Consider the following 26128-nt stretch of genomic DNA (forward strand, 5'->3'; position numbering starts at 1 on the left):
AAAGGGGCCGCGCGGCGCTATGGCAAGCGCCATGACCGGCGAGGGGACATGGCTGGAGCAGGCGCGCGCGGCCCACCGGCGCGGCGACGACGCGGGCGAAAGCGCCGCGCTCGACGCCGCGATCCGCGCCGATCGCGCCAATATCGCCGCGATCCTCGCCATGGCCGAACTCAAGCGCCGGCTGTCCGACGACCGCGCCGCGGGCAGCTTCTATCGCCTCGCGCTCGGTACCGCCGCCCAGGCCCGCAGCGTCCCGCCCACGCTGCACCCCGGCCTCCAGCGCGCCGAGATCTTTCTCGCCGCGACCGAACAAGCCTTTGCCGATCACCTGCTCGGCCAATTGCGCGGCGCGGGGATCGACGCCGCCGGCGCGACCCCGCGCGTTGCCGAGGCGCTGCGCATGCTCGCCGGCGACCAGCCGCTCTACCTGCAACAGCCGAGCATGTTCTATTTCCCCGGCCTGACGCAGCGCCCCTTTTTCGACCGCGCCGATTTCGGCTGGGTGCCCGCGGTCGAGGCCGCAACCAATGCGATCCGCGCCGAACTGCAGGCCTTGATCGCGGGTACCGCCGACCGTTTCGGCCCCTATGTCACCGCCAGCCCCGACCGGCCTCCCCCCAATAATCCGCTGCTCGATAAAGCCGACTGGGGCGCCGCCTGGCTTTGGAAGGACGGCGAAATCGCCGAGGGCATGGACATGCTCTGCCCAGAGGCCCTCGCCGCGCTCGCGCAGGCGCCGCAACCGGTGATCCCGGGCCGCGCGCCACTCGCGCTCTTCTCGCGGCTCAAACCCGGCACGCATATCCAGCCGCACCACGGCATGCTCAACACCCGCCTGATCTGCCACCTGCCGCTGATCGTCCCCGACGGCTGCGGTCTGCGCGTCGGCGCCGAGACGCGCGCATGGCGCGAAGGCGAATTGACGATCTTCGACGACAGTTTCGAACATGAAGCGTGGAACCGCGGGACCAGCGACCGCACCGTGATGCTCTTCGAAATCTGGCGCCCCGACATCGACGCCGACGAGCGCGACCAGTTGACGCGCATCTTCTCCGCGATCGACAGCTATTCAGAACAATGAGCCAAATGAGGAAAATATGATGACCAACCCGGGAATGGACGCCGACATCTACGAAGCCTTTATCGAACAGTTGCAGCGCTATGTCCGCGACCGGCTGATCCCCGCCGAAGACCAGCTTGAGGAGCTTGGCCGCGTTCCCGACGACATCCTCGCCGAGATGAAGGACATGGGCCTGTTCGGCATCACCATGCCCCCCGAATATGGCGGGGCGGGCATGAACGTCAGCCAATATGTCGGCTTCATCCGCGAGATCGCTTATGCCTCGCCCGCCTATCGCTCGATCGTGTCGATCAACATCGGCATGGTGTGCAAGTCGCTGACCGGTTTCGGCACCGATCAGCAGAAGGAACATTGGCTGCCCAAGCTCGCGACCGGCACCATCGCCGCCTTCGGCCTCACCGAACCCGACAGCGGGTCGGACAGCGCGGCGATGAAGACGCGCGCGGTGCGCGACGGCAACGGCTATGTGCTCAACGGCACCAAGCGCTACATCACCAACGCCCCCTTCGCCGACGTCATCCTCGTCATGGCGCGCACCAATGCCGAGGCGCTGCCCAAGAACGCGCATGTCAGCGCCTTCATGGTCCCGCGCGACGCGCCCGGTGTGTCGATCGGAAAGCCCGACGGCAAGATGGGCCAGGCGGGATCGCAGATCGCCGACGTCATCCTCGATAATGTCCGGGTTGACGGCGATGCGCTGCTCGGCGGCGAAGAAGGCATCGGTTTCCGCGCCGCGATGCAGAGCCTCGACAACGGACGGCTGTCGGTGGCCGCCGCCAGCGTCGGCTATGCCAAGCGCATGCTCGATGCGGGCCTGCAATATGCGATGGAGCGCAAGGCGTTCGGCGAGCCGATCGCCAATTTCCAGTTGATCCAGGCGATGCTCGCCGACAGCAAAGCCGAAATCTACGCCGCCGAATGCATGCTCGCCGACGCCTGCGCGCGCGCCGACCGCGGCGAAAAGATCATCGTCGAGGCCGCCGCGACCAAGATGTTCGCGAGCGAAATGTGCGGGCGGGTCGCCGATCGCGTCGTCCAGATCCACGGCGGCGCCGGCTATCTCAAGGAATATCTGGCCGAGCGCTTCTATCGCGACTGCCGCATTTACCGCATCTATGAAGGAACCACGCAGATTCAGCAGCTAGTGATCGCGAAGAACATGATTCGCGACTTCGCGGGGTAAGCGGTTCGGAAATTGGGGGAATCGGGTCGCTGGTGGAGCCGAGGGGAATCGAACCCCTGACCTCTGCAGTGCGATTGCAGCGCTCTCCCATCTGAGCTACGGCCCCGCGACGGCGGGGTCTTAACGGCACCGAATACGGCTGGCAACGGCTTTTCTGACGATTGGGCGACGGACACTTATCGAGGGGGATATGATGGCGCGAGCGTGGCACCTGACCAGCAGGCCAACGGGCCTGCCGACGATGGACAATTTCGCCCTCCGCGACCTCCCCTACGCGCCGTTGCAGGCCGACCAGCTGCGGGTGAAGAATCTGTGGCTGTCGGTCGACCCCTATATGCGCGGCCGGATGAACGACGCGAAAAGCTATTCGGCCAGCTTCCAGATCGACCAGCCGATGACCGGCGGCGCGATCGGCGAGGTGATCGAAAGCAATATGGGCGGCTTTGCCCCCGGCGACCTGATCCTTCACATGGGCGGCTGGCGCGATGGCGGCGTCATCGGCCTCGACATGTCGCCGAACAAGCTGCCCGCCGCCATGCTCGCGGCGGGGATGACCCCGCAGACCTTCCTGCACAATATGGGACTGACCGGTGGCACCGCCTGGATCGGCCTGCTCCGCATCGCGGCGGCGAAACCCAGCGACACTGTCTTCGTTTCGGCGGCGGCGGGCGCGGTCGGGTCGGCGGTGGTCCAGATCGCCAAGGCGCGCGAGATGACGGTGATCGGCTCGGCCGGCGGCGCCGACAAATGCGCCTGGGCCCTCGATCTCGGCGCCGATGCGGTGATCGACTACAAGGCCGGCCCGGTGCTGCCGCAACTTGCCGCTGCGCTCGAAAAGCTCGGCAAGCCGGGGATCGACGTCTATTTCGACAATGTCGGCGGCGAACATCTCGACGCCGCCTTCGCGACCGCCAGCGATTTCGCGCGCTTCGCGATCTGCGGCATGATCGACGTCTATAACGATGGCAAGGCGCAGGAGATGAAATATCTGATCCGCACCATCCCGGCGCGCATCCGCATGGAAGGCTTCATCTACACCGACCAGTTCTTCGACTGCGTCGAGGAATTCTACGCCGACATGGGCGGGCTGATCGCCAGCGGCGCGGTGACGATGCGCGAGACCGTGCATGAGGGGCTGGAGGCGACGCCCGAGGCGTTCCTGGGGCTGTTCGCGGGGACGAATATGGGGAAGATGCTGGTTCGGGTTTGATGCCCATACCGTCGCCCCCGCGAAGGCGGGGGCCGCTGGCCGCTTTGCTCGACCTCGCCGCGTAAACCGATAGCGGCCCCCGCCTTCTCGGGGGCGACGAGCAGATCAGCTACCGAACCCGAACGACAAAAAGTCCGGCATCGGGCCGTTCCAGCCGTCGTCGGGGCCATCATCATCCTGATTGCGCGACTTCGCCGGTGCGGGCTTGCGATCGTCGGCCTTCTTCGCGGGTCTGGCCGCCGGCTTATCCGCGACGGTTTCGGCACGCGGTGCTTCGGCGCGTTTCGGTTCGGCAGCGGGCTTGGCACGGCCGCGACCGCCGCGGGCGGATCGTTCGCGGCGCGGTTCGCGCTCTTCGCGCGGCTCGTCCGTCGACGCCTTGGCAGCCTCGGCCTTGCCGCCGCCGCCATGGACCGGGATCGTATAGCCGGTCAGCTTCTGGATATTGTCGATCGCCTCGTCGTCCGACGGCGTGATAAGCGTGAAGGCACGACCCTGCGCGCCCGCGCGGCCGGTGCGGCCGATGCGGTGGACATAATCATCGGGGTGCCAGGGTGCGTCGAAGTTGAAGACATGACTCACGCCCTTCACATCGAGCCCGCGCGCCGCCACGTCGGACGCGACCAGGATATTGATCGTCCCGGCCTTGAAGCGGTCGAGCTCGGCGATACGGCTCGACTGGTCCATGTCGCCATGGATTTCGCCCGCCTTGTACCGGTCGCGCTGCAAGGCTTTGGCCAGGTCGCGCACCGTCGTCTTGCGGTTGCAAAAGATGATCGCGGTGCTGATGTCTTCCGACTCGAGCAGGTCGCGCAGCGTGTCGCGCTTGCCGCGCTCGCTGGTCTTGACGACGAATTGCTCGATATTCTCGTTGCGGCTCGCCGGGCGTGCGACTTCGATCGTCTTGGGATTCGACAGAAATTTGTCGGCCAGCTTCTTGATCGGCGGCGGCATCGTCGCCGAGAACAGCAGGGTCTGCCGATTCGCCGGCAGCTTGGTGCAGATATTCTCGATGTCGGGGATGAAGCCCATGTCGAGCATGCGATCGGCTTCGTCGATCACCAGCAGGTTGCACCCGGTGAGCAGGATCTTGCCGCGCTCGAACAGGTCCATCAGGCGGCCCGGGGTCGCGATCAACACGTCGACGCCCTTTTCCAGCGCCTTGACCTGATCGCCCATCTGCACGCCGCCGATCAGCAACGCCATCGAGAGCTTGTGATATTTGCCGTATTTTTCGAAGTTTTCCGCGACCTGCGCCGCGAGTTCGCGCGTCGGTTCGAGGATCAGCGAGCGCGGCATGCGCGCCCGCGCGCGGCCATGCGCCAATATGTCGATCATCGGCAGCACGAAGGATGCGGTCTTGCCGGTGCCCGTCTGGGCGATGCCGATCATGTCGCGCATCATCAGCACCGAGGGGATCGCACCCGCCTGAATCGGCGTCGGTTCGTCATAGCCCGATTCAGTGATCGCGCGCAGGGTTTCGTCGGAAAGGCCGAGGTCGGCAAATTTCATAGGGTCATCATGTCCGGAAAATTGAGGTCGCACGGCGTCCCACGCCAGCCCGCGCTGCGGCGCCCTTGCGGAACTACCAGCCGAAAGTCAAGAAAAGCTGGCGAAAATCGCCGATCAATCGTCGTCGCGCACCGCGACCATCAGGCGGAACTTGTCGATTTCGCATTTGGCACCGGTTCGTGCGTGAATCTCGTCGCGATCCTCGCAAAGCTGGCCGTCCTCGTTACCCTTCATATAGAAACCGGCATAGAAATCGAGCGCGCGGCAACCGCGGTTGAGCTGCGCGCGCAATCGCTGCCTCTGCCGCGTGATCAGGTCGATGCTGTCGCGCTGAACCGCCTGCATTCCGATGATGTTCCGCATCGCGACGCATTTCGGCGCCTTTTTCTCTTTCCAGACGATCGGCGGCGCTTCGCGCTTGCGCTGCGGCTCGCCGGGGCTTGCCGCGAAATTGGTGAGCGACGATCGCTGCGCCGGTACGCGGATGATCAACTGCTGTTCGATGATAACCTGGAACCACGGAGCGCCGGCGCTTTCGGGCATGGGCACCATCGCGGCGATCGGCTCGGGCGGCGCTATCGGCGCCTCCGTGTCGGCCGCGGGTGCCGCGGCCACGAGGAACAGGGCAAACGCTGCCGTCACTGCGCGTCGGGCGCCCCCTCGGCGCGCTGACAAAAACCGTTGTTCACCCTTGGCTCCCGAACCCGATGCTGGCTGGACGCGCGGGCTTCACTCGTCCATGGCCTCCCCAATAGCGATCATGATTGAACAGCAAATGAACTGTTGTCGACCCATTTTGACGATCCGTCACCTCGTCCGCGAATGTCCGCGCCGATGACGCGGCCCCCGACGCCCGACCTGCTGGCACAGCTTGCCGCCCTGCTCGGCCCCAAGGGCTTCGCGACCGACGACGACAGCCTCGCGCCCTGGCTCACCGACTGGCGCGGCAAATATCACGGCCGCGCCGCCGCGATGCTCTCCCCCGCCACCACCGCCGAAGTCGCCGCCGTCGTCCGGCTTTGCGCCGCGCAGGACGTCGCCATCGTCCCGCAGGGCGGCAACAGCGGCATGGTCGGCGGCGCGACCCCCGACGCCAGCGGCGCGCAATTGCTGCTCAGCACGCGCCGCATGAACCGCGTCCGTACCATCGATCGCGCGGCGGGACTCGCCGTGGCCGAAGCCGGCGTTATCCTCGAGAATTTCCACAATGCCGTGCTGGCGGAAGGTTTCCGGTTCCCGCTGACCCTCGGCGGCAAGGGGTCGGCGACGATCGGCGGGCTGGTATCGACCAACGCCGGCGGCACCCAGGTGCTGCGCCACGGCACGATGCGCGCCCTCGTCGCGGGGGTCGAGGCGGTGCTGCCCGACGGCCAAGTCTTCGACGGACTGGCGCCGCTCAAGAAGGACAATCGCGGCTATGACCTGCGGCACCTGCTGTGCGGGGCGGAGGGGACGCTGGGCATCGTCACCGCCGCGACGCTGCGCCTCGTCCCCGCCGCACAGGACCGCGCGACCGCATGGATAGGCCTCGAAAGTCCCGACAAGGCGCTGCTCCTGCTGCGCCAGCTCGACGCAGCGATCGGCGCCCCGCTCGAAGGCTTCGAGATCGTCCCGCACGGCTGCCTAGACGCGGTGCTGCGCCACATCCCGCAGACGCGCCACCCGCTGGGCGGCGACTGCCCTTGGTATGCACTGGTCGAACTCGCCGACGACAAGGCCGACGACCTGTCGTCGCGGCTCGAAACCCAACTCGCCATCGCGCTGCAGGCCGGGCTGATCGACGATGTCGTGATCGCCAAGAACGATCGCGAAAGCGACGATTTCTGGCGGCTGCGCGATTCGATTTCGGAGGCCGAGCGTGCCGAGGGGCCTGCGATCCAGCACGACGTCAGCGTGCCGGTCGACCTGATGCCGCGCTTCATCGCCGACAATCCGGCGCGCCTGACCGCCGCCTTCCCCGGCGCCCGCGCCCTGTCCTTCGGCCATCTCGGCGACGGCAACGTCCATCATCATGTCCAGCCGCCCGCCGGGGTCGACGGCCGCGCCTGGATCGCCGCGCATGGCGAGGACGCGAGCCGCCTCGTCTACAGCCATGTCATCGAACTCGGCGGCTCGCTTTCGGCCGAACATGGCATCGGCCAGATGAAGCGCGACCTGTTCGCCGCGCTCGACAGCCCGGCGCGGCTCGCGGCGCTACGCGCGATCAAGGCGGGGCTCGACCCCGCGGGCCTGTTCAATCCGGGCAAACTGATCGGCTAGGCCCGCCACCGTCCCCCTTGCGTCGCGGCGCGCAGCCCAATAAGGCGCGCAATCGCATTTTTTCGCCCGCCGGTGCGGGTGTTCAGTTCGGAGTTTCATCATGGCCACTGCGCCCGCCGCCAATCTGCCGCTTTTCTACAAGGATCTGGTTCCGCTCTCGAGCGTCGATCACGCCAATTTCCACGCACGGTCGCTCGACAAGGCCGAATTCCTGATCAACCAGCATGCGGTGCCGCTGACCGCGGACGAATTCGTCTCGGCGAGCCGTTTCTACCCGATCGTCTTTTCGGCCGGCGACAATCCCGTGCCGCTCGCGCTGATGGGCCTCAACGAGGGCGTCAACACCTTCGTCGACGACGAGGGCAAGCTGATCAACCCGGTCTATGTCCCGGCCTACGTCCGCCGCTATCCGTTCCTGCTCGCCAAGCTGCGTCCCGACACCGACGAGCTGTCGCTGTGCTTCGACCCGACTTCGGGCGCCGTCGGCGAATTCGAAGAGGGCGATGCGCTGTTCGACGGCCCCGAACCGACCGATCCGACCAAGGCGGTGCTCGAATTCTGCAAGAATTTCGAAGAAGCCGGCCAGCGCACCGGCGTCATGGTGGACGAGCTGAAAAAGGCCGACCTGCTGATGGACGGCGAAGTCAGCATCCAGCCCGAAGGCAGCGACAAGCCCTTCATCTACCGCGGCTTCCAGATGGTCGACGAGAACAAGCTGCGCGAACTGCGCGGCGACGTGCTGCGCAAGATGATGCAGAACGGCATGCTCGGCCTGATCTTCGCGCACCTCTTTTCGCTGCAGCTGATGCGCGAAGTCTTTGCCGAGCAGGTCAAGGCCGGCAAGGTGCCGTTGATTTCGGAAGCCCCGCTCGTCTGAGGAATTGAACCCGATGGCCACCATGTCGACCGGCGCCCCGCGCTACACGAAGGTGGCCATCTGGCTTCATTGGGCGATCGGCCTCGCGGTGATCGCCAATATCGGCCTCGCGATGCTGACCGAGGATATGCCGCGCGAAACGCATCGGACGGCGATGTTGATCCACAAGGCGCTCGGCATCGCGATCCTCGGCTTGACGGTGCTGCGTATCCTCTGGCGGCTCGGCCACAAGCCGCCACCGCTGCCCGCCGCGACTCCCGCCTGGCAACGGCCGGTCAGCAAGCTCGTCCATTTCCTTTTCTACGCGCTGCTCATCCTGCTACCGCTATCGGGATGGGTCTGGATGTCGGCCGCCGACCGCCCGATCGACTTCTTCGGCCTGTTTACCGTGCCGTCGATCGCCAGCCCCAGCAAAAGCCTCGCCGACACGCTGCACGAACGGCATGAAGTGCTGGGTCTCGCGATGCTCGCCCTCGCCGCGATCCACGTCCTCGCGGCGCTGAAGCACCAGTTCGTCGACCGCACCGGGCTGATCGGGCGGATGAATCCCTTTTGACCGCCGCGTCGGCGGGGTCAGAAATCGATCGCCAGTCCCTTGAGTTCCCAGTCGCCATAGCGCACGGGGTTGCGGCCGCCGGGCTGGTCCTCGGCCTTTTCCTCGAGGATCGGTTCGGGCGCCGGAACCGGGGCGTTGGTCCAGCCTTCGGGCGCTTTCACATGCGCGGGGCGCTTGGCCGCGCGCGGCGTGCCGCCGATGGTCTCTGCTTGGCTGTTTTCGGTCATGACGCCGATGTTATAGGAGTTTCCGTGCCCCACGCCAACCGCCCCCGTACCGGATTCCGCCGTCATGGCTGACCGTCGTCCCCGCCGCCCCCGCGGCGCGCATCAGGCCGACCCGCCGGGCACCGCGACGCGCAAGGCGGCGCTGCGCCTGATCGACGCGGTGCTGCGCCGCGGCGACCCGCTCGACCTCGCCGCGCATGCGGCGACGCAGGGCCTGCCGCCGCCCGACCGCGCCTTTGCCGTGGCGATCGTCTCCGAAGCGCTGCGGTGGATGAGCGACATCGACATGCTCATCGACGGTGCGACCGCCCAGCCGCTGCCCGACGACGTCAAGTCGCGTGCCGTGCTGCGGATCGCGCTGGCGCAGTTGCTGGTGCTGAAAAGCCCGCCGCACGCCGTCGTGTCGACCGCGCTGCCGCTCGTCGACGGTGGCCCGCGCCGCCTCGTCCATGCGATCCTGTCGCGCGCGCAGCAGGAGGAATGGCAGCTGCCCGAAAGCGCGAGCCTGCCGCCGGCCACCGCCGAGCGCTGGGCCGCTTTATGGGGCGACGCCTTCGTCGCCGCCGCCGAAACCGCATGGAGCGCTCCGCCGCCGGTCGACCTCAGCTTCGCCGCCGCACCCGACGCGGCCGGCTGGGAGGGCGCGCAGTCGCTCGCCCCGCATCACCTTCGCCTGCCCCGCGGCCACGCGATCGAAACCCTGCCTGGCTTTCGCGAAGGCGGCTGGTGGGTCCAGGATCTCGCCGCCACCCTGCCCGCGCGCCTGCTCGGGGCCGGCGAAGGCCGCTCGGTCCTCGACCTCTGCGCCGCGCCGGGCGGCAAGACGATGCAGCTCGCCGCCGCCAGCTGGTCGGTTCTCGCGGTCGATTCGAGCGCCAAGCGCCTCGCGCGGCTCGAGGAGAATCTCGACCGCACCGGCCTTCACGCCGCCGTCGTCCAGGGCGATATCCGCAAATGGCAACCCGGCGAGGCCGCCGACGCGGTGCTGCTCGACGCGCCCTGTTCGGCGACCGGCATCTTCCGCCGCCACCCCGATGTGCTCCACCGCATCGAGCCGCGCCAGATTGCCGAAATGGCGGAATTGCAGGCCGAACTGCTCGGCCGTGCCGCGTTGTGGGTGAAGCCGGGCGGGGTGCTCGTCTATGCCACCTGCTCGCTCGAACCCGCCGAGGGCGAGGAGCGGATCGCCGCCTTCCTGGCCGATCATCCGGACTGGACCATCGACCCCGCACGCGCCGACGAACTTCCCGCGGGAATCGTCCCGACCGAACAGGGCTTCATCCGCACCCTTCCCGGGATGCTGGCCGAAGCGGGCGGCCTTGACGGTTTCTTCATCGCGCGGTTGCGGGCGCCCTAGGCCGCGCGGCGCGACAGGCGGTACAGCGCCAGCTCGCCATAATCCTTGGCGAGCCGCACCTTGCCGACATAGTCGCAGTCGAACTCGCGCGCGTCGCCGAGCGCGAGCATCGCCGCCATCGGCTGGGTGCAATAGATTTGCCCGACCAACGTCACCGGCTCGATCCGCGCGGTGCGCGTGACTTCGGTGCCGTACCATAGTTCGTTGCCAACCACCGGGTCCTGCCCGCGATAGATCGGCCCGAAGTGAATGCCGGTGCGCATCCCCGCCTGATGGCCTTCCAGCCCCAGCCCGGCGGGCAGCACATCGAGCCGTTCCTGCATGTCGAGCGCGATCCGCGCCGCGACCGCAGGGTCCGAAATGATCGCGTAAACCGCATCGCCCCACGTATTCCGGAACAGCACCGCCTCGCCATATTCGTCGAGCACGCGCCCTATCCCGCCCATCACTTCCTGTGCAAAGATCGGTAACTCCGCCTCGCCAAGCTTTGAAAACCCAGCAAAATCGGCGAACAGGATCGCATACAGCCCGCGCCTCGTTCCCTCGGGCGGCTTGGGGGCCGGCGGGAACTCCAGCGACCGATCGAGGCCGCCGACCGCGATGGTCACCGTGCGCCCGCCATGCGCCTGCCACAGCGCGAGATCGGCGTTGGTCCCGGCGATCGCATTGGCGCTGCGCGCCGCCACCGCGGGGTCGACGACCGCGAACTGGATCGCGTCGCTTTCCAGTTCGCGCGCGCGCAATCGGGCGAGCCCCATCGCGGTGTGCGAGCCGAGGATGAACTGGCAATCGTCGCTGACGAAGCGGGTGTTGCTCGCGAAATGAACCATCGCCGCCGCGTCGCGGCAACGAATATAGCGCGCGACCCATGTCTCGCCGCCCGACCGCACCGACTGCGCGATAAAATCCTCCTCGGCAAAGGGCAGGATGATCGTCAGGTCAATGCCGCGCGCGATCGCCTCTTCGGCGAAGATGATGTCGGCACCGCAGGCGAGCGGGCCGATCAAGGCCGACAAGGGCTGCGCATCGAGCGCGGCGGCGATCGCGCGCTGCGCCCCCGCCTCGCCCTCGCCGCCGGCCCGGAACATCCGCCCGCAATAGACGCCGACCGGCGGCGGGCGCAGCAGGTCGACGATCGCCGCCGCGCTGGCGGCCTCGATCGCGCCGCTCTGCGCCAGCCGCGCGAATTGCCGGCAGGTCGAGGCGCGATCCCCGGCGCGCGCGCTGCCCATCATATCGACCGCCTGCGCGTGACGCAGCGCCTCGTCGCCGCGCCCGAGCAGCAACAGCGCCTCGATCAGCGTCACCGCATCCCAATAATTGCCCGCCGCTCCCGCCGCCGCGATCGGTTCGGCGAGCGCGGCGCCGCGCGCGCGGTCGCCGAGCAGCGCGAACAGGCTCGCGGCGTTGATCGCCGGAAAGGTCGCGCCCGACACCTCCCACGCGTGATGATAGGCGGCGGCCGCCTTTTCGAGCCAGGGCCGCCGTTCGTCGGCGCGCTGGTCGAAGGCGCGGTCCTTCCAGATCCGCCCCGCGAGCGCGAGGCTGTCGACGTCGCCCGAACCGGCGAGATCGAGCGCCTCGTACAGATGCATCGCGCCCAGGCTGTCGCCCGATGCGGCCAGCGCGCGCACCATCAGGTACCGCAATCGCGGGCTGTCGATGCCCGCGCGGCGCGCGGCGGCGGCGCAGTCGAAGGCGCTCAGCGCGTCGCCCTGCCCCAGCCGGTGCGCCACCTCCGCCTCGCTCGCGGCGCAGTCCGGCGCTGCGCCTTCGCTCATTGCGCGGCGGCTTCGGCCGATTTCAACAGCGCGACATTGGCCTTTTCAACGCCCGAAAGCTGCACATTGTCGGTGGTCGGCTTGTACCAGCCGAACTGGCCGAAATGTGCACGCAGGCTGGCGTCCTTGAAGCGGAAGCCGTTGCGCGCGAAAATCTCGTTGCGCGCGATCCGCAGTTCGAGCGCGCTGTAATTGCCGAGTTCGTCCGCCGACAGCAGCCGATCCGACGAATCGGGAATGACGACGCCGCTACCGCCGACGCCGGTCGGCATCGGCCCGGCGGGAAGCGACGCCGCCCCCGCGCCGGGCGCCGGATCGGGGTTCGCCCCGTCGAGCACGCGAATCAGCTTGCGGAACATATAGCCGGTGGTGCCGTCGCCCTTGCGCACGCGCCACCAGCTACCGCTTTGCTGATAGGTCAGGAACTTCTCGCCCTCGAGCACCTTACCGAGGATCGCCGACTGCGACGAGGCTTGCGCACGGATGTTGGTGAAACCTTCGGGATCGTTGATCACCGCGGCGAGGACAAAAGCCTCAACCGGCGCCGCACCATCATCTGCCGTTTCCGGGGCCCCCGCGACGGCGGCGCTGCCCGATCCGGAGCCGTCGCTCACCGTCGTCCGCATCGGCGTCGGCTGCAGCAGCCACCAGAGCAGGCCCGCACCGATGACCGCCGCCGCGCCCAATATCCACGGCAGTGGCGAGGACCGCGGCGCCGTCGGCTCGGCGGGCGCGGAATAGGCGGCGGGCGCCGGGGCGGGCGTGGGTACCCGGACGGGAACAGGAGCCGCCGGCGACGCATCCACCGGCGCCCGTCCGCACAATTCCTCCAGGCTCATCAGCACCTTGCGCCAGCCGCGATGGTCGGCCTCGCCATGCCAGTCGGCGAGTTCGGCGAACTGGATCTGGTTGAACGGCAGCGGCGGCATGACGTCATCGATCGCGGTCTGCACCAGCTTCTTCTGGTTGCGCGCGACATCGGCCTCGGCGCGCACCCATTCGGACTGCGCCGAGGTGTGCGACCAGACGACGATCGCGGCCTTCGCCATGCCGATCTTTTCGGTGATCACATCGCCATAGCTGCGGTGCGGCGGCAGTTCGGCGTCCCACCAAACCTCATAACCCGCCGCTTTGACCGCCTGGGCGATTTCGGCCACGCGCGTCTTGTTGTCGCGCGAATAGGAAATGAAGACATCGACCATCGGCTCGCCCCTTGTTGCCGGGGAAGGCTAGCGGGGGTTGGTGCCTATTGCCAGTGCTCGCGGTCACATCCAACCCTCTCCCCTGCAGGGGAGAGGGTTATGAGCTTCAGAACACCGCCTTCGGCGTCGTTTCCTTCATCATCGCCGCGCGCACCATCGGGATCGGCGGGCCGCCGTACGACAGGAATTCGTCGTGGAACGCCTTCCACTTCGTCTTGTCGCCTTTTGTCCAGTCGTCGCGCAACTTGCGGATCATCAGCTTGCCCATCGTGTAATTGAGATAGGCGGGATCATAGGTGCCGCGCGCCGCCTGTTGCCGCGCATTGCCCTCGTCCTGATAACATTGGTCCTTGAACAGCTTTTCCGAATCCACGACCGTCATGCCCTTGGTGTGCAGCCTGATCGCCGACAGATAGCGGCAATCGCGCAGCAGCGCGTTCGACAACTGGCCGATGTGCGTCTCGGGGTCGCCCTCGCCCAGCCCGGCGTCCCACATCATCTCCTCGGTATAATGCGCCCAGCCCTCGGCAAAGGCATAGCCGACGAACAATTTGCCGAAGATGCTCTCGGCGCGGTTCGCATGGAGGAAGTTCAGGAAGTGGCCCGGCCACACCTCATGGACCGAGGTGAACAACAGGTCCTTGCGCCCCGGCACGAAGTCCGCCTGCGTCTGCTTGTCCCACGCCGGGTCGGGCGGCGAGATATAATAGACCGACGGCAGCCCTTTCTCATAGGGTCCGGGAATGTCGATATAGGCGCTGTTCTGCCGGTTGTACGGCGGCGATTCCTCGACCTGCGCCTGTTCGGTGCCCGGGATGCTGACGAGATCCTTTTCGACGAGGAAGGCGCGCAGCGTCGGCAACTGGCGCCGCGCTTCGGCGACCGGGCCGTCGGCGGGCTTATCGCTGTTCATCTTCTTCATGCAGTCGGCGATCGTCATGCCCGCGGCATAGGTGGCGCAGGCGGCCTTCAAGGCGTCCTGATTGCGCTTGAGGTCCGCCTGCCCGATCCGTTCGAGTTCGTCGATCGGCGTGTCGACGCCCTCGTTGGTCAGGATCATCTTGGCGAATTTGTCGGCGCCGAGCGCATAGCCGTCGGTCGTGCCCGGCTGCGATCCGACATATTTGGCAAGGTCGGTCATCGCCGCGCCCGCTTTCGCCGCCGCGTCGTCGAACTGCTTCTGCAGCGCTTGGTCCTTGACCGAAGCGAAAGCGGCCTTGGCGTCGCCCTTATAATAGTCGGCAAAGCCGCCGAAACCCGCAGTGCCATATTTGACGAAGGTTGCGGGCAGCGGCAGCTTGAGGTTCGCCTTGATCTGCGCGGCGGCTGCGGGGACCTTTTCGGCATAGGCGATGAACGCCTTCATCCGCGTCGTCGCATCGGCATAGGGCCGCGAGATATAGACATTGGGGTCGAGTGCACCGGTGTAGAAGGCCGGGTTCTTCGCCGCGAAATCGGTATCGCGCAGGAAGAACAGCTGTCCCTCGGCAACCTTGACCAGATAGTCGCGCTCGAATTTCTCGGCGTCGGTCATCGCGCCATCGAACGCCTTGGCGTCGGCGATCGCCTTTTCCAGATACGCCGCCTGCTTCTCCAGTCCCGCGGGCGACCAGTCGGGCAGTTGCCCGTCATACTCATGCTTGCCCTGATAGACCGCGAAATTCGGGTTGAGCGGGAAATAGCCCTCGATGAAGCCGTCGCGAAACTGGGTCCAGCTCTTGGCGGCAGTCGCCGACGCCGACTTGTTGTCCGACGCGTTGCAACCGGCCAGGACGAACAGCGTCGCGGCCATGGCGACCCCGCCGAAGCGAGCGAATTTGCGTGTCATATCTTGAAACTCCCCGATGACGATGGCGGGTTTCTGCCACCATGACCGGCATGTGACACCTGCTAATCGACGAACGGCAGACCTATGCGGTCTGGACAGCGGGGAAAAGCCGGTTAGGGCGGATCGCAATGGCAACGATCCTCCCGCCCGACGCCGACGAACCGGCGATGCCCGAAACCCAGTCCAGGGCCCCCTCCCCGCTCAGTTTCGTCGACTACCGATATTTCTGGCTCGCGCGCTTCACCGCGGTGATGGCGACGATCGCGATGGTCGTGGTCATCGGTTACCAGCTCTACGACACCGCGCGCACCGATTACGGCATGTCGATCAAGGAGGCGTCGTTCCAGCTCGGCCTGCTCGGGCTGTTCCAGTTCGTGCCGCTCGCGGTGCTCACCCCGGTCGCGGGCTGGGTCGCCGACCGTTTCGAACGGCGCAGCGTCGCGATCTTCTCGAACCTGATCGACCTCACCATCGCCGCCGCGCTCGGCTGGTTCACTTATACCGACGGACTCACCCTGCCCCTGCTCTTCGGCCTCGCCGCGCTGCACGGCGTCGCGCGCGTCTTTTCGGGTCCGGCGATGAGCGCGATCGCGCCGAACATTGTGCCCCCCGCCGTGCTGCCGCGCGCGATCGCGATGAGCAGCATCGCCTGGCAGTCGGCCTCGGTCATCGGCCCCGCCGCGGGCGGATTGATCTACGCGGCCCATCCGACCTCGGTCTATATCTTCGCCGCCGTGCTGCTCGCTATCTCGGCCTTCACGATCAGCCGCGTCCGCCCCGTGCTGCCGCCGCCGGTCGAGGTGCGTCGTCACCCGTTGCGCGAAATGCTCGACGGGCTGCAATTCACCTGGCGCGAGCGATTCCTGCTCGGCACGATCACCCTCGACCTGTTCGCGGTGATCCTGTCGGGCGCGACCGCGCTGCTGCCGGTGTTCGCGCGCGACATTCTCCACAGCGACCTCATGGAAAATGCCACCATGCTCGGCCTGTTGCGCGCCGCCCCTGCGGTCGGCGCCGCGATCGTCGCATTGGGCCTCGCCTGGCGCCCGATCGAGCGCAATGTCGGGGTGAAGATGCTGTGGGCGGTCGTCGCCTTCGGCGCCGCGACCATGGCCTTCGGTCTGTCGACCAACCTCTTCCTCTCGCTCGCGATGCTGGCGTTGCTCGGCGCCGCCGACATGTTCTCGGTCTTCGTGCGTGGCACGCTGATCCAGCTCAACACCCCCGACCATATGCGCGGCCGCGTCAGCGCGGTGTCGGGCCTCGCGATCTCGGCTTCGAACGAGCTCGGCGAAATGCGCGCCGGATCGATGGCCGCTGCCTTCGGCCCGATCACCGCGATCGTCTTCGGCGGCGCGGCGGCGATCGGCGTCACCGCGCTCTGGGCATGGATATTCCCCGAACTGCGCCGCGCCCGCACCTTCGAACCGCAGTTCAAACAGGCCGCCTGACGCATTTCCGCGCCCGTCCGAAAGCGCGAAATCAACTCGTCGCAAACTGCCTTCCTTTCGCCACAAAGTGATTGTCAATTTATTTAGTTGAATTATCTCGGTTGCACCCGTCACCGCGGTTTCCTTCCTTCATCCGATGGAGATCCAGAGATGCACACCACGCTGATACGCCACAAAATCCTGACGATTCCGGGCCTCGACAACAGCGGCCCGCGCCATTGGCAGAGCCTGTGGGAACATAAATTCGCCGACTGCGAGCGAGTCGACCTCGGCAACTGGGCCGCGCCCGCAAAGGACCAATGGGTCGAACGCATCGCCGACGCGATCGCCGCCGAGGACGAACCGGTGCTGATCGCGGCGCACAGCCTCGGCTGCCACGCCTTCGCCCACTGGTTCGCCCATGCCGGCGGCGTCGCCCGTGCCCGCGTCGCCGGGGCGCTGCTCGTCGCGCCGCCCGACCTCGGCGACCTGCGCCGCGACAGCCGCGTCGCCGACTTCAGCGACGCCCCCGCCTTCACCTCGCGCACCCCGATCGTCGTGGTGGCGAGCGACAATGATCCCTATGCCAAGACCTCGCACGTCTGGCGGCTGTCGCGGCAATGGGACGCGCGCTTCGTCAATGCCGGGCCGTTCGGGCATATCAACGCCGACTCGGGCGTCGCCGATTGGCCTTATGGACAGTATCTGCTCGCATCGTTACAACCCGCGCCCACGCCCGCCCTCGCCGACGAAGCGCTTTGGCTCCGCAGCGGAGACTGGCCCAATCGTCTCGCGCGGCGCGATCCGCGGTTCGACTTCAAGGAAAGCCTGCACCGACCATGAAAGCCAATTCGATCCTCGATACCATCGGCAACACCCCGCACATCCGGGTCGCCAAGCTGTTCCCCGACGCAGAAGTCTGGGTGAAGTCGGAACGCAGCAACCCGGGCGGGTCGATCAAGGATCGCATCGGCCTGGCGATGATCGAGGCGGCCGAGCGTGACGGCAGCCTTCAACCCGGCGGCACCATCGTCGAGCCGACGTCGGGCAACACTGGCATCGGCCTCGCGATGGCCGCCGCGGTCAAGGGCTACAAGCTCGTGCTCGTCATGCCCGAAAGCATGTCGCTCGAACGCCGCCGCCTGATGCTCGCCTATGGCGCGACCTTCGACCTGACGCCGCGCGAAAAGGGCATGAAGGGTGCGATCGAACGCGCGATCGAATTGGTCGAGACGACTCCGGGCGCGTGGATGCCGCAGCAGTTCGAGAATGAGGCGAACATCGACGTCCATGTCCGCACCACCGGCCCCGAAATCCTCGCCGATTTCGCCGACACCCCGATCGACGCGCTGATCACCGGGGTTGGCACCGGCGGCCATATCACCGGCGTTGCGCAATTTCTGAAAGGCCATTGGCCGAACCTCAAGGTCTTCGCGGTCGAGCCCGTCGCATCGCCGGTCATCTCGGGCGGCCAACCCGGCCCGCATCCGATCCAGGGCATCGGCGCCGGCTTCATCCCGCGCAACCTGCACACCGACCTGCTCGACGGCGTGATCAAGGTCGAGGCCGCCGACGCCAAGGACTATGCGCGCCGCTCGGCGACCGAGGAAGGCATGCTCGTCGGCATCTCGTCGGGCGCCACCCTTGCCGCGATCGCCCAGAAACTCGCCGAGCTGCCCGCGGGCAGCCGCGTCCTCGGCTTCAACTACGACACCGGCGAACGCTACCTCTCGGTCCCCGACTTCCTCCCGGAAATCTGAGGCACTCCCATGGCGCGCGAAGCGCCCGCAGCAACGACGCCATTGTGGCGCGACCGGTCGGCATGGCTGTTCGCGCTGCTGGCGGTCGGCGCGATCGTCGCGGTGCTCTACGCGAGCAGCCTCGGCGGTCCCGCGAGCTACAGCGTGCACCTGCCTCCCGTCGCGCCGCCCGCCAGCACGGTTCCGGAGGTGCTCCCGATGGAATTGGCGCCGATCGCCGAGGACGACGCGCGCGCCGCCAATGCCAAAATCCCGCTGGTGACCAAGGGTTTCGTCGCGGCGCGACCCTTCGTCTATGCCGGCGACGCCGACAACCGCGGACGCGCGCGCGACTGCCTCGCCGCCGCGATGCTCTATGAGGCGGGCGACGACAACAAGGGCCAACGCTCGGTCGGCCAGGTCATCATCAACCGCGTCCGCCATCCCGCCTTCCCCAAATCGATCTGCGGCGTCGTGTTCCAGGGGTCGGAACGCGTCACCGGCTGCCAGTTCACCTTCACCTGCGACGGCGCGTTGGCCCGCCGCTATTCGGATGCCGCGTGGACGCGGGCGCAGGTCAATGCCGAGATCATCCTGTCGGGCGGCACCGACCCGTCGGTCGGCCTCGCGACGCATTATCACACCGACTGGGTCCGCCCCTATTGGAGCGACAGCCTCGAAAAGATCGCGGTCGTCGACACCCACCTCTTCTTCCGCTGGCCCGGCTATTGGGGCACGCCCGGTGCCTTTCGCGGCAATGTCGCGGGGGTCGAGGCGCCGGTCGCCAAGATGGCGGCACTCTCGCCGCTGCACATGGCCGGCCTCCCTGCCGAACTCGCCGCCACCGAGGTCGATCCCGCCGCCGGCGAACCGCGCGTCACCGGCGCCGCGGTACCCGGCCAGGTGGTCTCGGGCGGGCGCGAGACGATCACCATCACCCTCGACCGCAAGGCGACCCCCGAAAGCTTCGTCACCCTCGCGCTGCGCCTCTGCGGCACCCGCGAATATTGCAAGTTCATGGGCTGGACCAACCCGGTGCTCAAGCCCGAGAGCGAAGCGATGAGCGACACCCAGCGCGCCGGCATGACCTTCTCCTACCTCCGCGACGACAAGGCGGGGTTCGAGAAAGCGCTGTGGAACTGCAGCGAATATAAGCGCGACGATGTGCGGCAGTGCATGAAGCGATAGGCTCTGGCGATGGACCGGGCCTTATCACAGCAATCGTTGATCTCGGATGGAAGATGCGGTCGTGTGACTAGCGCAGGCTGCGGCAAACGAGACTGATAGAGGGACCAAGGATGATCCATATCGACAGGTCTGCAATTCGGTCCGACTTGCGCCGCAACGGCGTGTGGCTGGCATTTTGTCTGATTGTCTGCGGCCTGATCGGTGCACGAACACAGGGATCATCCATCCTTTTTCCCCTTTCTGGCCGCGGCCGGGCTGGCCGTGCGATATGCGTGGGCGGGATGGCTTGGCTTCGGGAAGGTGTGAACAGGCTTGGGTTCGCGCCCCAGCGCCCGCGCCGGTCCTGTCCGGTCAAAACTGCCCCATGATCCCGATCGCCGCGTAACGGTCACCCAAATTGCCCTTCAGCTTCAGCTTCGGCAGCAGGCCGAACGCCGCCGTGCCATAAATCCGCGTCCGGTCGCCGCTGATCCGGACCCCCGCACCCAGTTCGGCGATCGTCGGGATCGTCACCGTCGCCTCGGCCTTGGCAAAGGGCTTCACCTCGCGCTCGTCACTATCGGAATGGATGAACAGCCCGCCGATCGGCCGCAGCGTGACCGGCCCGGCATGGAGGCTGTAGCCCACCCCAGTTCGCCGCCCCAATGCCCCTGCGCCCGCGCGACATTGCCTTCGACCGCAATATCCTGCGCGCCGGCAGCCGCAGGAACGGCCAGCAAGGCCAGCACGCCGAAGAGCACCACGGATTTGAGAGCAGGCATTTTGTTCCCCATGATCAGATGAATGCGGGGACCCTATGAACGCGATTCCGCGCCCGCAAGCGACGGCGCGGGATTTTGCGGCGGACGGAGTCGATTGATCGACGGGGGGCCAATGCCGGTGGATTTTCGGCCTGCCGCGACGACAAGGCGGGGTTCTAGTTGATATTCTTTCCCGCCTCGGGGCCGCCAGCGGGACATGGTCCGACATGGCTGCTCGTCGTGGTGGCGACGACGGTCGTGCCCAAGCCCACACCTTCGGAAAAGGCGATCGTTTCGACACTGGCGGTCATCTCGACATCATCATGCTCGGCCTGCACCTTCATGTCGGCGTGAAAGCCTTCAGAAGGCGACCCGCAGCGCCCTTTGATCTTCAGCGTGCGCCCGTCGGCCACAAGCTCTTCGAAGGTGCAGGCGGCGTCGATCTTGATTCCGGGCAAAGTCAGCGCGCTCCCGGCGGGCTGTTGCCATCCGATGCATTCATAGGTCTCGGTCGTCGAGCCGATCAGCTTTCGCAGAGCCGGCTCGGCGTCCGCCGGGACGCTTTCGCCCGGTCGGGCGGTGATTTCTGCGTCGGTAACCCGAAGAACGGTTCGCCATTGCCCGGGCTTCAGACCCATCTTCTTGGCCAGCGTCGGCTCGCTCGCCTGCGTCGCGACGACCGCCGGCGCGATCGGCGCCGCCCCGATCACGGCGACCGCGATGAATGGCAATGTCCGGCGCATGAAACCCCCGCCTTTCCTCTGTACCCCGCAGCCCTAAGGCCGGATCAGATATTTCTCGCCCGTCCGCTTCGCATTATAGCCCGCGATCACATCGAGGTTCAAAGCCTCGACCAGCGAAATCTCATGGCTGTAATGGCTCTTGAACGTCGTCGTCAGTTCGTCGACCACGCGTTTGCGGAGCCGCATATTGGTCTCCATCCCCGCCTTCTGCAGGAACGGCGTCAGCAGGAAGCCCGACAGCGACCAGGTCAGCCCGAAGCTGCGGTTCAGCACCGTCGCCCCCAGGTCGAGCGCGCCATAGATATAGACCTGCTTGAACGTGTCCGAGCCATAGCGGCTGTACGTCGTCATCCGCTTCACCGCCGCGACCTCCATCGCCGACAATATCTGCCCGGCGAGCTTGCCGCCGCCGATCGCATCGAAACCCAGCGTCGCGCCGGTCTCGACCAGCGCCGCGGTCAGCTGCTCGACGAAATCGTCAGCGCCGCTATTAACGATATGCGTCGCGCCGATGCCCTTCAAGATTTCGACCTGCGCATCGCTGCGCACGATGTTGACCAGCGGAATACCGTCCTTGGCGCAGATCTTGACGAGCATCTGGCCGAGGTTCGACGCCGCCGCGGTGTGGACGAGCGCGCGATGCCCCTCGGCCTTCATCGTCTCGGTGAAGGCGAGCGACGTCAGCGGATTGACGAAGCAGGAGGCGCCGTCGGCGGGCTCGGTGCCGTCGGGCAGGACCATGCACATCATCGCCGGCAGGCAGCGATATTCGGCATAGATTTCGCCGCCGATCAGCGCGACGGTCTTGCCGACCAGCGCCTGCGCCTCGGGCGACGCGCCCGCTTTCACGACCAGCCCGCAGCCTTCGTTGCCGATCGCCAGCGCATCGCCGACGCGGCCCGTCATCGCGCGCATCCCGGCGGGCGGAATATCGGCGCTGATCACCGGCAGCCCGTCGCGCTCCGACGCCCGCGCGGTCGACATGTCGGCGCCGCCGAACAGCAGGCCGAGGTCCGACGGGTTGATCGGGGTCGCGAGAATCTTGACCAGCACCTCATGCGCCGCGGGTTCGGGCATCGGGCGGCGCTCGAACGACACCTCAAGTTCGCCCTCAGGCTTCACCAGCGTCAGCATCACGAGGTTGGTGTCAGGCAGGTCGGTCATCGCGCGTCTCCCATGGGTTCGGTTTTTCGATGCAACCGAAATAGGCGGACGCGGCCGGACTGGCAATCGCGAAGCGCGACGCCCGTGTGGTTTTTGAAGGTAGATATAGGGGATTCTCCTCCCTTTCAGGGAGGGAAGAGCGAAGGCCGCAACCGCCCGGAACCTACCTCGCGCGCGCCCTACTCCGCCGCGACAAACTCCGCCGCCAGCCGCAACGCTTCCGCCGCGAATTCCTTCCGGCAGATCAGCAGGTCGGGCAGATAGGGGTTGGCGCAATTATAGACCAAAGGCGAGCCGTCGACGCGGCTGACGTGCAGCCCCGCCGCCGCCGCCACCGCCGCGGGGGCGCAATTGTCCCATTCATACTGCCCGCCGGTGTGGAGATAGATGTCGGCCTCGCCGCGCACCACCGCCATTGCCTTGGCGCCCGCCGAGCCCATGCCGAGCAGTTCGGCGCCGATCTTTTCGGCGACGAACACCGCTTCGGCGGCGGGGCGGGTGCGGCTGACCAGCATCTTCGGCGGCACATTCGCCGGTGCGAGCGGCTTCGGCGCCCCCGACGTCAAGGTCAGCCCCAGCCCGGGCAGTGCCACCGCGCCCACCGTCGGCACGCCATCGACCGCGAGCGCGACATGCACCGCCCAGTCGCTGCGACCCTCGCCATATTCGCGGGTGCCGTCGAGCGGGTCGACCACCCACACGCGGCTGAACGAACAGCGGGCCACGCTGTCCTTTTCCTCTTCGGACAGGATCGCATCCTCGGGCCGCGCGGCGCGCAGTTCGTGCATCAGCATCGCATTGGCGCGCGCATCGCCGGCGTTGCCGAGCGCCTTGCCCTCGAACTCGCCCGACACCTGCAACGCGAGCAGGATCACCCCCGCCGCGGTTGCCAGCCGCTCGGCCAGCGCCTCGTCACTTTCATGAATCATCTTTTACCCCAGCAAGCGGTCCACGATCAGGTCGGCCGCCTCTTCGGGGGTCATCGCGGTGGTGTCTATCCTGATTTCGGCATCTTCGGGCGCCTCATAGGGGCTGTCGATGCCGGTGAAGTTCTTGAGCTGGCCGCTGCGGGCCTTTTTGTAGAGCCCCTTGACGTCGCGCTTCTCGGCTTCGGCCAGGGGCGTGTCGATGAAGATCTCGACGAACTCGCCGTCGGGCAGCATCGAACGCACCATGTCGCGTTCGACCTTGAACGGGCTGATGAACGCGGTGATCACGATCAGCCCGGCGTCGGTCATCAGCTTGGCGACCTCGCCGACGCGGCGGATGTTCTCGATCCGGTCGGCCTCGGTAAAGCCGAGGTCCTTGTTCAGCCCGTGGCGGACATTGTCGCCGTCGAGCAGGAAGGTGTGCCGGTTCATCCGGTGCAGCTTCTTCTCGACGAGGTTGGCGATCGTCGACTTGCCCGAGCCCGAGAGGCCGGTGAACCAGAGCACCGCGGGCTTCTGGTTCTTGAGCGCGGCGTGCGCCTCGCGGCCGATGTCGAGCGCCTGCCAATGGACATTCTGGGCGCGGCGCAGGCTGAAGTGCAGCATGCCCGCCGCGACCGTCGCATTGGTCAGCTTGTCGATCAGGATGAACCCGCCGAGGCTGCGGTTCTCGCCATAGGCTTCGAACACCAGCGGCTTGTCGGTCGCGACCTCGACGACGCCGATGCCGTTGAGCTCGAGCGTCTTCGCCGCCAGATGATCGAGGGTGTTGACGTTGATCTCATACTTCGGCGCCTGCACCGTCGCCGAGACGGTCTGGGTCGCGAGCTTGAGCCAGTAAGCGCGCCCCGCGATCATCGCCTCGTCGGCCATCCACACGAGGGTCGCCTCGAAGCGGTCGGCGACCTCGGGCGGCGCGTCGGCGAGCGCGATGACATCGCCGCGCGAACAGTCGACCTCGTCGGCGAGGCAGATCGTCACCGACTGCCCTGCGACGGCCTCTTCGAGATCACCATCGAGCGTCACGATGCGGCTGACGGTCGAGGTCTTGCCGCTCGGCAGGATGCGCACCGCATCGCCCGGCTTGACCGAACCGCCCGCGATGAGGCCGGAGAAGCCGCGGAAGTCGAGGTTCGGGCGGTTGACCCATTGCACCGGCATGCGGAACGGCGTCTCAACATCGCGCTGCGCGGCGACCTCGACGCTCTCGAGATGCTCGACCAGCGCCGGTCCCTTGTACCAGGGGGTGTTGTCCGACAGGGCGGTGATGTTATCGCCCTTGAACCCCGAGATCGGGATCGCGGTGAACTGGGTGATGCCGATCTCGGTCGCGAACGCCCGGTAGCTGAGCAGGATGCGCTCGAAGACGGCCTTGTCGTAGTCGACGAGGTCCATCTTGTTCACCGCGAGCACGATATGGCGGATGCCGATCAGGTGCGCGAGGAAGCTGTGGCGCCGCGTCTGGGTGAGCACGCCCTTGCGCGCGTCGATCAGGATCACCGCGAGGTCGGCGGTCGAGGCGCCGGTGACCATGTTGCGCGTGTACTGCTCGTGCCCCGGGGTGTCGGCGACGATGAACTTGCGCTTCTCGGTGGTGAAGAAGCGGTAGGCGACGTCGATCGTGATCCCCTGCTCGCGCTCGGCGGCGAGGCCGTCGACGAGGAGGGCAAAGTCGATCTCGCCGCCTTGGGTGCCGACGCGCTTGCTGTCGGCTTCCAAGGCCGCCAGCTGATCCTCGAAGATCATCTTGCTGTCGTAGAGCAGCCGCCCGATCAGCGTCGACTTGCCGTCGTCGACCGAGCCGCAGGTGATGAAGCGGAGCAGCGACTTTTGCTGATGCTGCGCAAGGTAAGCGTCGATATCCTCGGCGATCAGCGCGTCGGTGACATAGATGGGGTCGGTAGATGTTTTGGTCATATGGCCTTACTCGTCGCCCCCGCGAAGGCGGGGGCCGTTGGCGTGGGTACTCCGCCGCTGGCGACCCCCGCCTTCGCGGGGGTTGACCCTTCGTCAATCTGAAGATTGACGCGGCGGGTCAAAAATACCCCTCCTGCTTCTTCTTCTCCATCGACGCGTCGCCGCCGTCCTTGTCGATCGCGCGGCCCTGCCGCTCGCTCGTGGTGGTCAGCAGCATCTCCTGGATGACCTCGCTCAAGGTCGCCGCCTCGCTCTCGACCGCGCCGGTGAGCGGGTAGCAGCCCAGCGTGCGGAAGCGGATCGAGCGGGTGACGGGGACTTCGCCCTCGCGGAGCGGGAAGCGGTCGTCGTCGACCATCAGCAGCAGGCCGTCGCGCTCCACCGTCGGACGCGGCGCCGCGAAGTAGAGCGGTACGATGGGAATGGCCTCGCGGGCGATATATTGCCAGATATCGAGCTCGGTCCAGTTCGAGATCGGGAAGACCCGGATGCTCTCGCCCTTCGCTTTCCTGGCGTTGTAGAGGTTCCACAGCTCGGGGCGCTGCTTCTTGGGATCCCAGCCGTGGCTCGCGGTGCGGAACGAGAAGATGCGTTCCTTGGCGCGGCTCTTCTCCTCGTCGCGGCGCGCGCCGCCGAAGGCGACGTCGAAGCCATGCAAATCGAGCGCCTGCTTGAGCCCCTCGGTCTTCCACATGTCAGTATGCAAGGGCCCATGGTCGAACGGGTTGATCCCGCGCGCCTTCGCCTCGGGGTTCTGATAGACGAGCAGCTCCATGCCGCTCTCGGCCGCCATCCGGTCGCGCAACTCGTACATCGCCTGGAACTTCCACGTCGTATCGACGTGGAGCAGCGGGAACGGCGGCGGCGACGGGTAAAACGCCTTGCGCGCCAGGTGCAGCATCACCGCGCTGTCCTTGCCCACCGAATACAGCATCACCGGCGCCGCCGCATCCGCCAGCACCTCGCGCATGATGTGAATCGCCTCCGACTCCAGACGGTCGAGATGGGTCAGGTTCGATGGACTTTGCGGCGTGGGAGACGACAAGCTCCGGTTCCTCTTTATTCGATGGCGCTGGATCGGCGACATAAGCGCCTATCCGGCGTAGACTATTCCCAAATGGGAGCCACGCGGACGACCGTCCGCGCCGATCGCCCCTAGCCACTCGGCGCGCCGACAGGCAAGCAGTATGGGCTTTGCGGCAAAA

General features: G+C 66.6%; 24 protein-coding genes and 1 tRNA gene. 12 read left to right on the top strand and 13 right to left on the bottom strand.

Annotated elements, in window-relative coordinates; genetic code table 11:
* Positions 1-31: 31 nt before the first annotated feature.
* Positions 32-1081, top strand: a complete 1050-nt coding sequence (locus EEB18_RS19425) for an aspartyl/asparaginyl beta-hydroxylase domain-containing protein (protein WP_262408014.1) — start codon at positions 32-34, stop codon at positions 1079-1081.
* 19 nt (positions 1082-1100) lie between these two features.
* On the top strand, positions 1101-2264 hold the full coding sequence (locus tag EEB18_RS19430; protein ID WP_056351895.1) for an acyl-CoA dehydrogenase family protein: 1164 nt from the start codon (positions 1101-1103) through the stop codon (positions 2262-2264).
* A 30-nt stretch (positions 2265-2294) separates the two neighbouring features.
* On the opposite strand, the gene EEB18_RS19435 is transcribed toward EEB18_RS19430, so the two are convergent.
* Positions 2295-2370: transfer RNA gene (locus tag EEB18_RS19435), tRNA-Ala, on the bottom strand.
* Between the two features lie 87 nt (positions 2371-2457).
* Here EEB18_RS19435 and EEB18_RS19440 point away from each other — a divergent pair.
* Positions 2458-3474 carry an NADP-dependent oxidoreductase gene (locus tag EEB18_RS19440; RefSeq protein WP_187142238.1) on the top strand — a complete coding sequence of 339 codons (1017 nt, stop codon included), beginning with the start codon at positions 2458-2460 and terminating at the stop codon, positions 3472-3474.
* Between the two features lie 105 nt (positions 3475-3579).
* Here EEB18_RS19440 and EEB18_RS19445 read toward each other — a convergent pair whose 3' ends face one another.
* The gene (locus EEB18_RS19445) at positions 3580-4986 is read right to left on the bottom strand and encodes a DEAD/DEAH box helicase (RefSeq protein WP_187142237.1); all 1407 of its coding nucleotides are present in this window, start codon (positions 4984-4986) and stop codon (positions 3580-3582) included.
* 114 nt (positions 4987-5100) lie between these two features.
* Complete coding sequence (locus EEB18_RS19450) at positions 5101-5628, bottom strand: hypothetical protein (protein WP_187142236.1); 528 nt, start codon at positions 5626-5628, stop codon at positions 5101-5103.
* A gap of 192 nt (positions 5629-5820) precedes the next feature.
* Between EEB18_RS19450 and EEB18_RS19455 the strand changes: the two genes are divergently transcribed.
* The 3 genes from EEB18_RS19455 to EEB18_RS19465 all read left to right on the top strand — a co-directional run bounded on the left by EEB18_RS19455 (position 5821) and on the right by EEB18_RS19465 (position 8678).
* On the top strand, positions 5821-7245 hold the full coding sequence (locus EEB18_RS19455; protein ID WP_187142235.1) for an FAD-binding oxidoreductase: 1425 nt from the start codon (positions 5821-5823) through the stop codon (positions 7243-7245).
* Between the two features lie 100 nt (positions 7246-7345).
* Positions 7346-8122 carry a SapC family protein gene (locus EEB18_RS19460; protein ID WP_187142234.1) on the top strand — a complete coding sequence of 259 codons (777 nt, stop codon included), beginning with the start codon at positions 7346-7348 and terminating at the stop codon, positions 8120-8122.
* 13 nt (positions 8123-8135) lie between these two features.
* Positions 8136-8678, top strand: coding sequence for a cytochrome b (locus EEB18_RS19465; RefSeq protein WP_187142233.1), 543 nt, complete (start codon positions 8136-8138; stop codon positions 8676-8678).
* 17 nt (positions 8679-8695) lie between these two features.
* Here the strand turns inward: EEB18_RS19465 and EEB18_RS19470 are convergent, their stop codons facing one another.
* Positions 8696-8905, bottom strand: coding sequence for a DUF1674 domain-containing protein (locus EEB18_RS19470; protein ID WP_187142232.1), 210 nt, complete (start codon positions 8903-8905; stop codon positions 8696-8698).
* 64 nt (positions 8906-8969) lie between these two features.
* Between EEB18_RS19470 and EEB18_RS19475 the strand changes: the two genes are divergently transcribed.
* A complete protein-coding gene (locus EEB18_RS19475; protein WP_187142231.1) occupies positions 8970-10262 on the top strand; it encodes an RsmB/NOP family class I SAM-dependent RNA methyltransferase in 1293 nt (430 codons plus the stop codon).
* Here the strand turns inward: EEB18_RS19475 and EEB18_RS19480 are convergent.
* The 3 genes from EEB18_RS19480 to EEB18_RS19490 form a co-directional block, all read right to left on the bottom strand.
* Positions 10259-12043 (bottom strand): adenylate/guanylate cyclase domain-containing protein, encoded by a 1785-nt coding sequence (locus EEB18_RS19480; RefSeq protein WP_187142230.1) that lies wholly within the window; start codon positions 12041-12043, stop codon positions 10259-10261. The genes EEB18_RS19475 and EEB18_RS19480 overlap by 4 nt on opposite strands.
* Complete coding sequence (locus tag EEB18_RS19485; protein ID WP_187142229.1) at positions 12040-13245, bottom strand: YARHG domain-containing protein; 1206 nt, start codon at positions 13243-13245, stop codon at positions 12040-12042. The genes EEB18_RS19480 and EEB18_RS19485 overlap by 4 nt, the downstream gene beginning before the upstream one ends.
* A 106-nt stretch (positions 13246-13351) precedes the next feature.
* Positions 13352-15073: a DUF885 domain-containing protein gene (locus EEB18_RS19490; protein ID WP_187142228.1), complete on the bottom strand. Its 1722-nt coding sequence runs from the start codon at positions 15071-15073 to the stop codon at positions 13352-13354.
* Positions 15074-15201: 128 nt separating this feature from the next.
* Between EEB18_RS19490 and EEB18_RS19495 the strand changes: the two genes are divergently transcribed.
* The 4 genes from EEB18_RS19495 (at position 15202) to EEB18_RS19510 (ending at position 19430) form a co-directional block, all read left to right on the top strand.
* Positions 15202-16524, top strand: a complete 1323-nt coding sequence (locus EEB18_RS19495) for an MFS transporter (protein ID WP_187142227.1) — start codon at positions 15202-15204, stop codon at positions 16522-16524.
* A 150-nt stretch (positions 16525-16674) separates the two neighbouring features.
* Complete coding sequence (locus EEB18_RS19500; RefSeq protein WP_056351924.1) at positions 16675-17346, top strand: RBBP9/YdeN family alpha/beta hydrolase; 672 nt, start codon at positions 16675-16677, stop codon at positions 17344-17346.
* Positions 17343-18263, top strand: coding sequence for a cysteine synthase A (cysK, locus tag EEB18_RS19505; protein WP_187142226.1), 921 nt, complete (start codon positions 17343-17345; stop codon positions 18261-18263). The genes EEB18_RS19500 and cysK overlap by 4 nt, the downstream gene beginning before the upstream one ends.
* 9 nt (positions 18264-18272) lie before the next feature.
* Positions 18273-19430, top strand: a complete 1158-nt coding sequence (locus tag EEB18_RS19510) for a cell wall hydrolase (RefSeq protein WP_187142225.1) — start codon at positions 18273-18275, stop codon at positions 19428-19430.
* A gap of 351 nt (positions 19431-19781) precedes the next feature.
* Here EEB18_RS19510 and EEB18_RS19515 read toward each other — a convergent pair whose 3' ends face one another.
* A complete protein-coding gene (locus EEB18_RS19515) occupies positions 19782-20057 on the bottom strand; it encodes a hypothetical protein (protein ID WP_187669029.1) in 276 nt (91 codons plus the stop codon).
* A gap of 17 nt (positions 20058-20074) precedes the next feature.
* On the opposite strand from EEB18_RS19515, the gene EEB18_RS19520 reads away from it, so the two are divergent.
* Positions 20075-20230 carry a hypothetical protein gene (locus EEB18_RS19520; RefSeq protein ID WP_187669030.1) on the top strand — a complete coding sequence of 52 codons (156 nt, stop codon included), beginning with the start codon at positions 20075-20077 and terminating at the stop codon, positions 20228-20230.
* A 116-nt stretch (positions 20231-20346) separates the two neighbouring features.
* Here EEB18_RS19520 and EEB18_RS19525 read toward each other — a convergent pair whose 3' ends face one another.
* The 5 genes from EEB18_RS19525 to cysD all read right to left on the bottom strand — a co-directional run bounded on the left by EEB18_RS19525 (position 20347) and on the right by cysD (position 25968).
* Complete coding sequence (locus EEB18_RS19525; RefSeq protein ID WP_187142478.1) at positions 20347-20913, bottom strand: DUF3617 family protein; 567 nt, start codon at positions 20911-20913, stop codon at positions 20347-20349.
* Between the two features lie 33 nt (positions 20914-20946).
* Entirely contained in the window at positions 20947-22077 is a 1131-nt protein-coding gene (locus EEB18_RS19530) for a zinc-binding dehydrogenase (RefSeq protein WP_187142477.1), read from the bottom strand.
* Between the two features lie 179 nt (positions 22078-22256).
* The gene (locus EEB18_RS19535) at positions 22257-23006 is read right to left on the bottom strand and encodes a 3'(2'),5'-bisphosphate nucleotidase CysQ (RefSeq protein WP_187142476.1); all 750 of its coding nucleotides are present in this window, start codon (positions 23004-23006) and stop codon (positions 22257-22259) included.
* A gap of 3 nt (positions 23007-23009) precedes the next feature.
* Positions 23010-24923 carry a sulfate adenylyltransferase subunit CysN gene (gene cysN, locus EEB18_RS19540; RefSeq protein WP_187669031.1) on the bottom strand — a complete coding sequence of 638 codons (1914 nt, stop codon included), beginning with the start codon at positions 24921-24923 and terminating at the stop codon, positions 23010-23012.
* 118 nt (positions 24924-25041) lie between these two features.
* Positions 25042-25968 (bottom strand): sulfate adenylyltransferase subunit CysD, encoded by a 927-nt coding sequence (gene cysD, locus EEB18_RS19545; RefSeq protein ID WP_187669032.1) that lies wholly within the window; start codon positions 25966-25968, stop codon positions 25042-25044.
* Positions 25969-26128: the final 160 nt, after the last annotated feature.

Source organism: Sphingopyxis sp. OPL5, assembly GCF_003797775.2.
Classification (GTDB): domain Bacteria; phylum Pseudomonadota; class Alphaproteobacteria; order Sphingomonadales; family Sphingomonadaceae; genus Sphingopyxis.

What these genes read in the sequence shown, in the direction of transcription:
- EEB18_RS19425 (WP_262408014.1), top strand. Translation starts at nt 32, where the DNA reads ATGACCGGCGAGGGGACATGGCTGGAGCAGGCGCGCGCGGCCCACCGG.
- EEB18_RS19430 (WP_056351895.1), top strand. Translation starts at nt 1,101, where the DNA reads ATGACCAACCCGGGAATGGACGCCGACATCTACGAAGCCTTTATCGAA.
- EEB18_RS19440 (WP_187142238.1), top strand. Translation starts at nt 2,458, where the DNA reads ATGGCGCGAGCGTGGCACCTGACCAGCAGGCCAACGGGCCTGCCGACG.
- EEB18_RS19445 (WP_187142237.1), bottom strand. Translation starts at nt 4,986, where the DNA reads ATGAAATTTGCCGACCTCGGCCTTTCCGACGAAACCCTGCGCGCGATC.
- EEB18_RS19455 (WP_187142235.1), top strand. Translation starts at nt 5,821, where the DNA reads ATGACGCGGCCCCCGACGCCCGACCTGCTGGCACAGCTTGCCGCCCTG.
- EEB18_RS19460 (WP_187142234.1), top strand. Translation starts at nt 7,346, where the DNA reads ATGGCCACTGCGCCCGCCGCCAATCTGCCGCTTTTCTACAAGGATCTG.
- EEB18_RS19465 (WP_187142233.1), top strand. Translation starts at nt 8,136, where the DNA reads ATGGCCACCATGTCGACCGGCGCCCCGCGCTACACGAAGGTGGCCATC.
- EEB18_RS19470 (WP_187142232.1), bottom strand. Translation starts at nt 8,905, where the DNA reads ATGACCGAAAACAGCCAAGCAGAGACCATCGGCGGCACGCCGCGCGCG.
- EEB18_RS19475 (WP_187142231.1), top strand. Translation starts at nt 8,970, where the DNA reads ATGGCTGACCGTCGTCCCCGCCGCCCCCGCGGCGCGCATCAGGCCGAC.
- EEB18_RS19480 (WP_187142230.1), bottom strand. Translation starts at nt 12,043, where the DNA reads ATGAGCGAAGGCGCAGCGCCGGACTGCGCCGCGAGCGAGGCGGAGGTG.
- EEB18_RS19485 (WP_187142229.1), bottom strand. Translation starts at nt 13,245, where the DNA reads ATGGTCGATGTCTTCATTTCCTATTCGCGCGACAACAAGACGCGCGTG.
- EEB18_RS19490 (WP_187142228.1), bottom strand. Translation starts at nt 15,073, where the DNA reads ATGACACGCAAATTCGCTCGCTTCGGCGGGGTCGCCATGGCCGCGACG.
- EEB18_RS19495 (WP_187142227.1), top strand. Translation starts at nt 15,202, where the DNA reads ATGGCAACGATCCTCCCGCCCGACGCCGACGAACCGGCGATGCCCGAA.
- EEB18_RS19500 (WP_056351924.1), top strand. Translation starts at nt 16,675, where the DNA reads ATGCACACCACGCTGATACGCCACAAAATCCTGACGATTCCGGGCCTC.
- cysK (WP_187142226.1), top strand. Translation starts at nt 17,343, where the DNA reads ATGAAAGCCAATTCGATCCTCGATACCATCGGCAACACCCCGCACATC.
- EEB18_RS19510 (WP_187142225.1), top strand. Translation starts at nt 18,273, where the DNA reads ATGGCGCGCGAAGCGCCCGCAGCAACGACGCCATTGTGGCGCGACCGG.
- EEB18_RS19520 (WP_187669030.1), top strand. Translation starts at nt 20,075, where the DNA reads ATGCCCCTGCGCCCGCGCGACATTGCCTTCGACCGCAATATCCTGCGC.
- EEB18_RS19525 (WP_187142478.1), bottom strand. Translation starts at nt 20,913, where the DNA reads ATGCGCCGGACATTGCCATTCATCGCGGTCGCCGTGATCGGGGCGGCG.
- EEB18_RS19530 (WP_187142477.1), bottom strand. Translation starts at nt 22,077, where the DNA reads ATGACCGACCTGCCTGACACCAACCTCGTGATGCTGACGCTGGTGAAG.
- EEB18_RS19535 (WP_187142476.1), bottom strand. Translation starts at nt 23,006, where the DNA reads ATGATTCATGAAAGTGACGAGGCGCTGGCCGAGCGGCTGGCAACCGCG.
- cysN (WP_187669031.1), bottom strand. Translation starts at nt 24,923, where the DNA reads ATGACCAAAACATCTACCGACCCCATCTATGTCACCGACGCGCTGATC.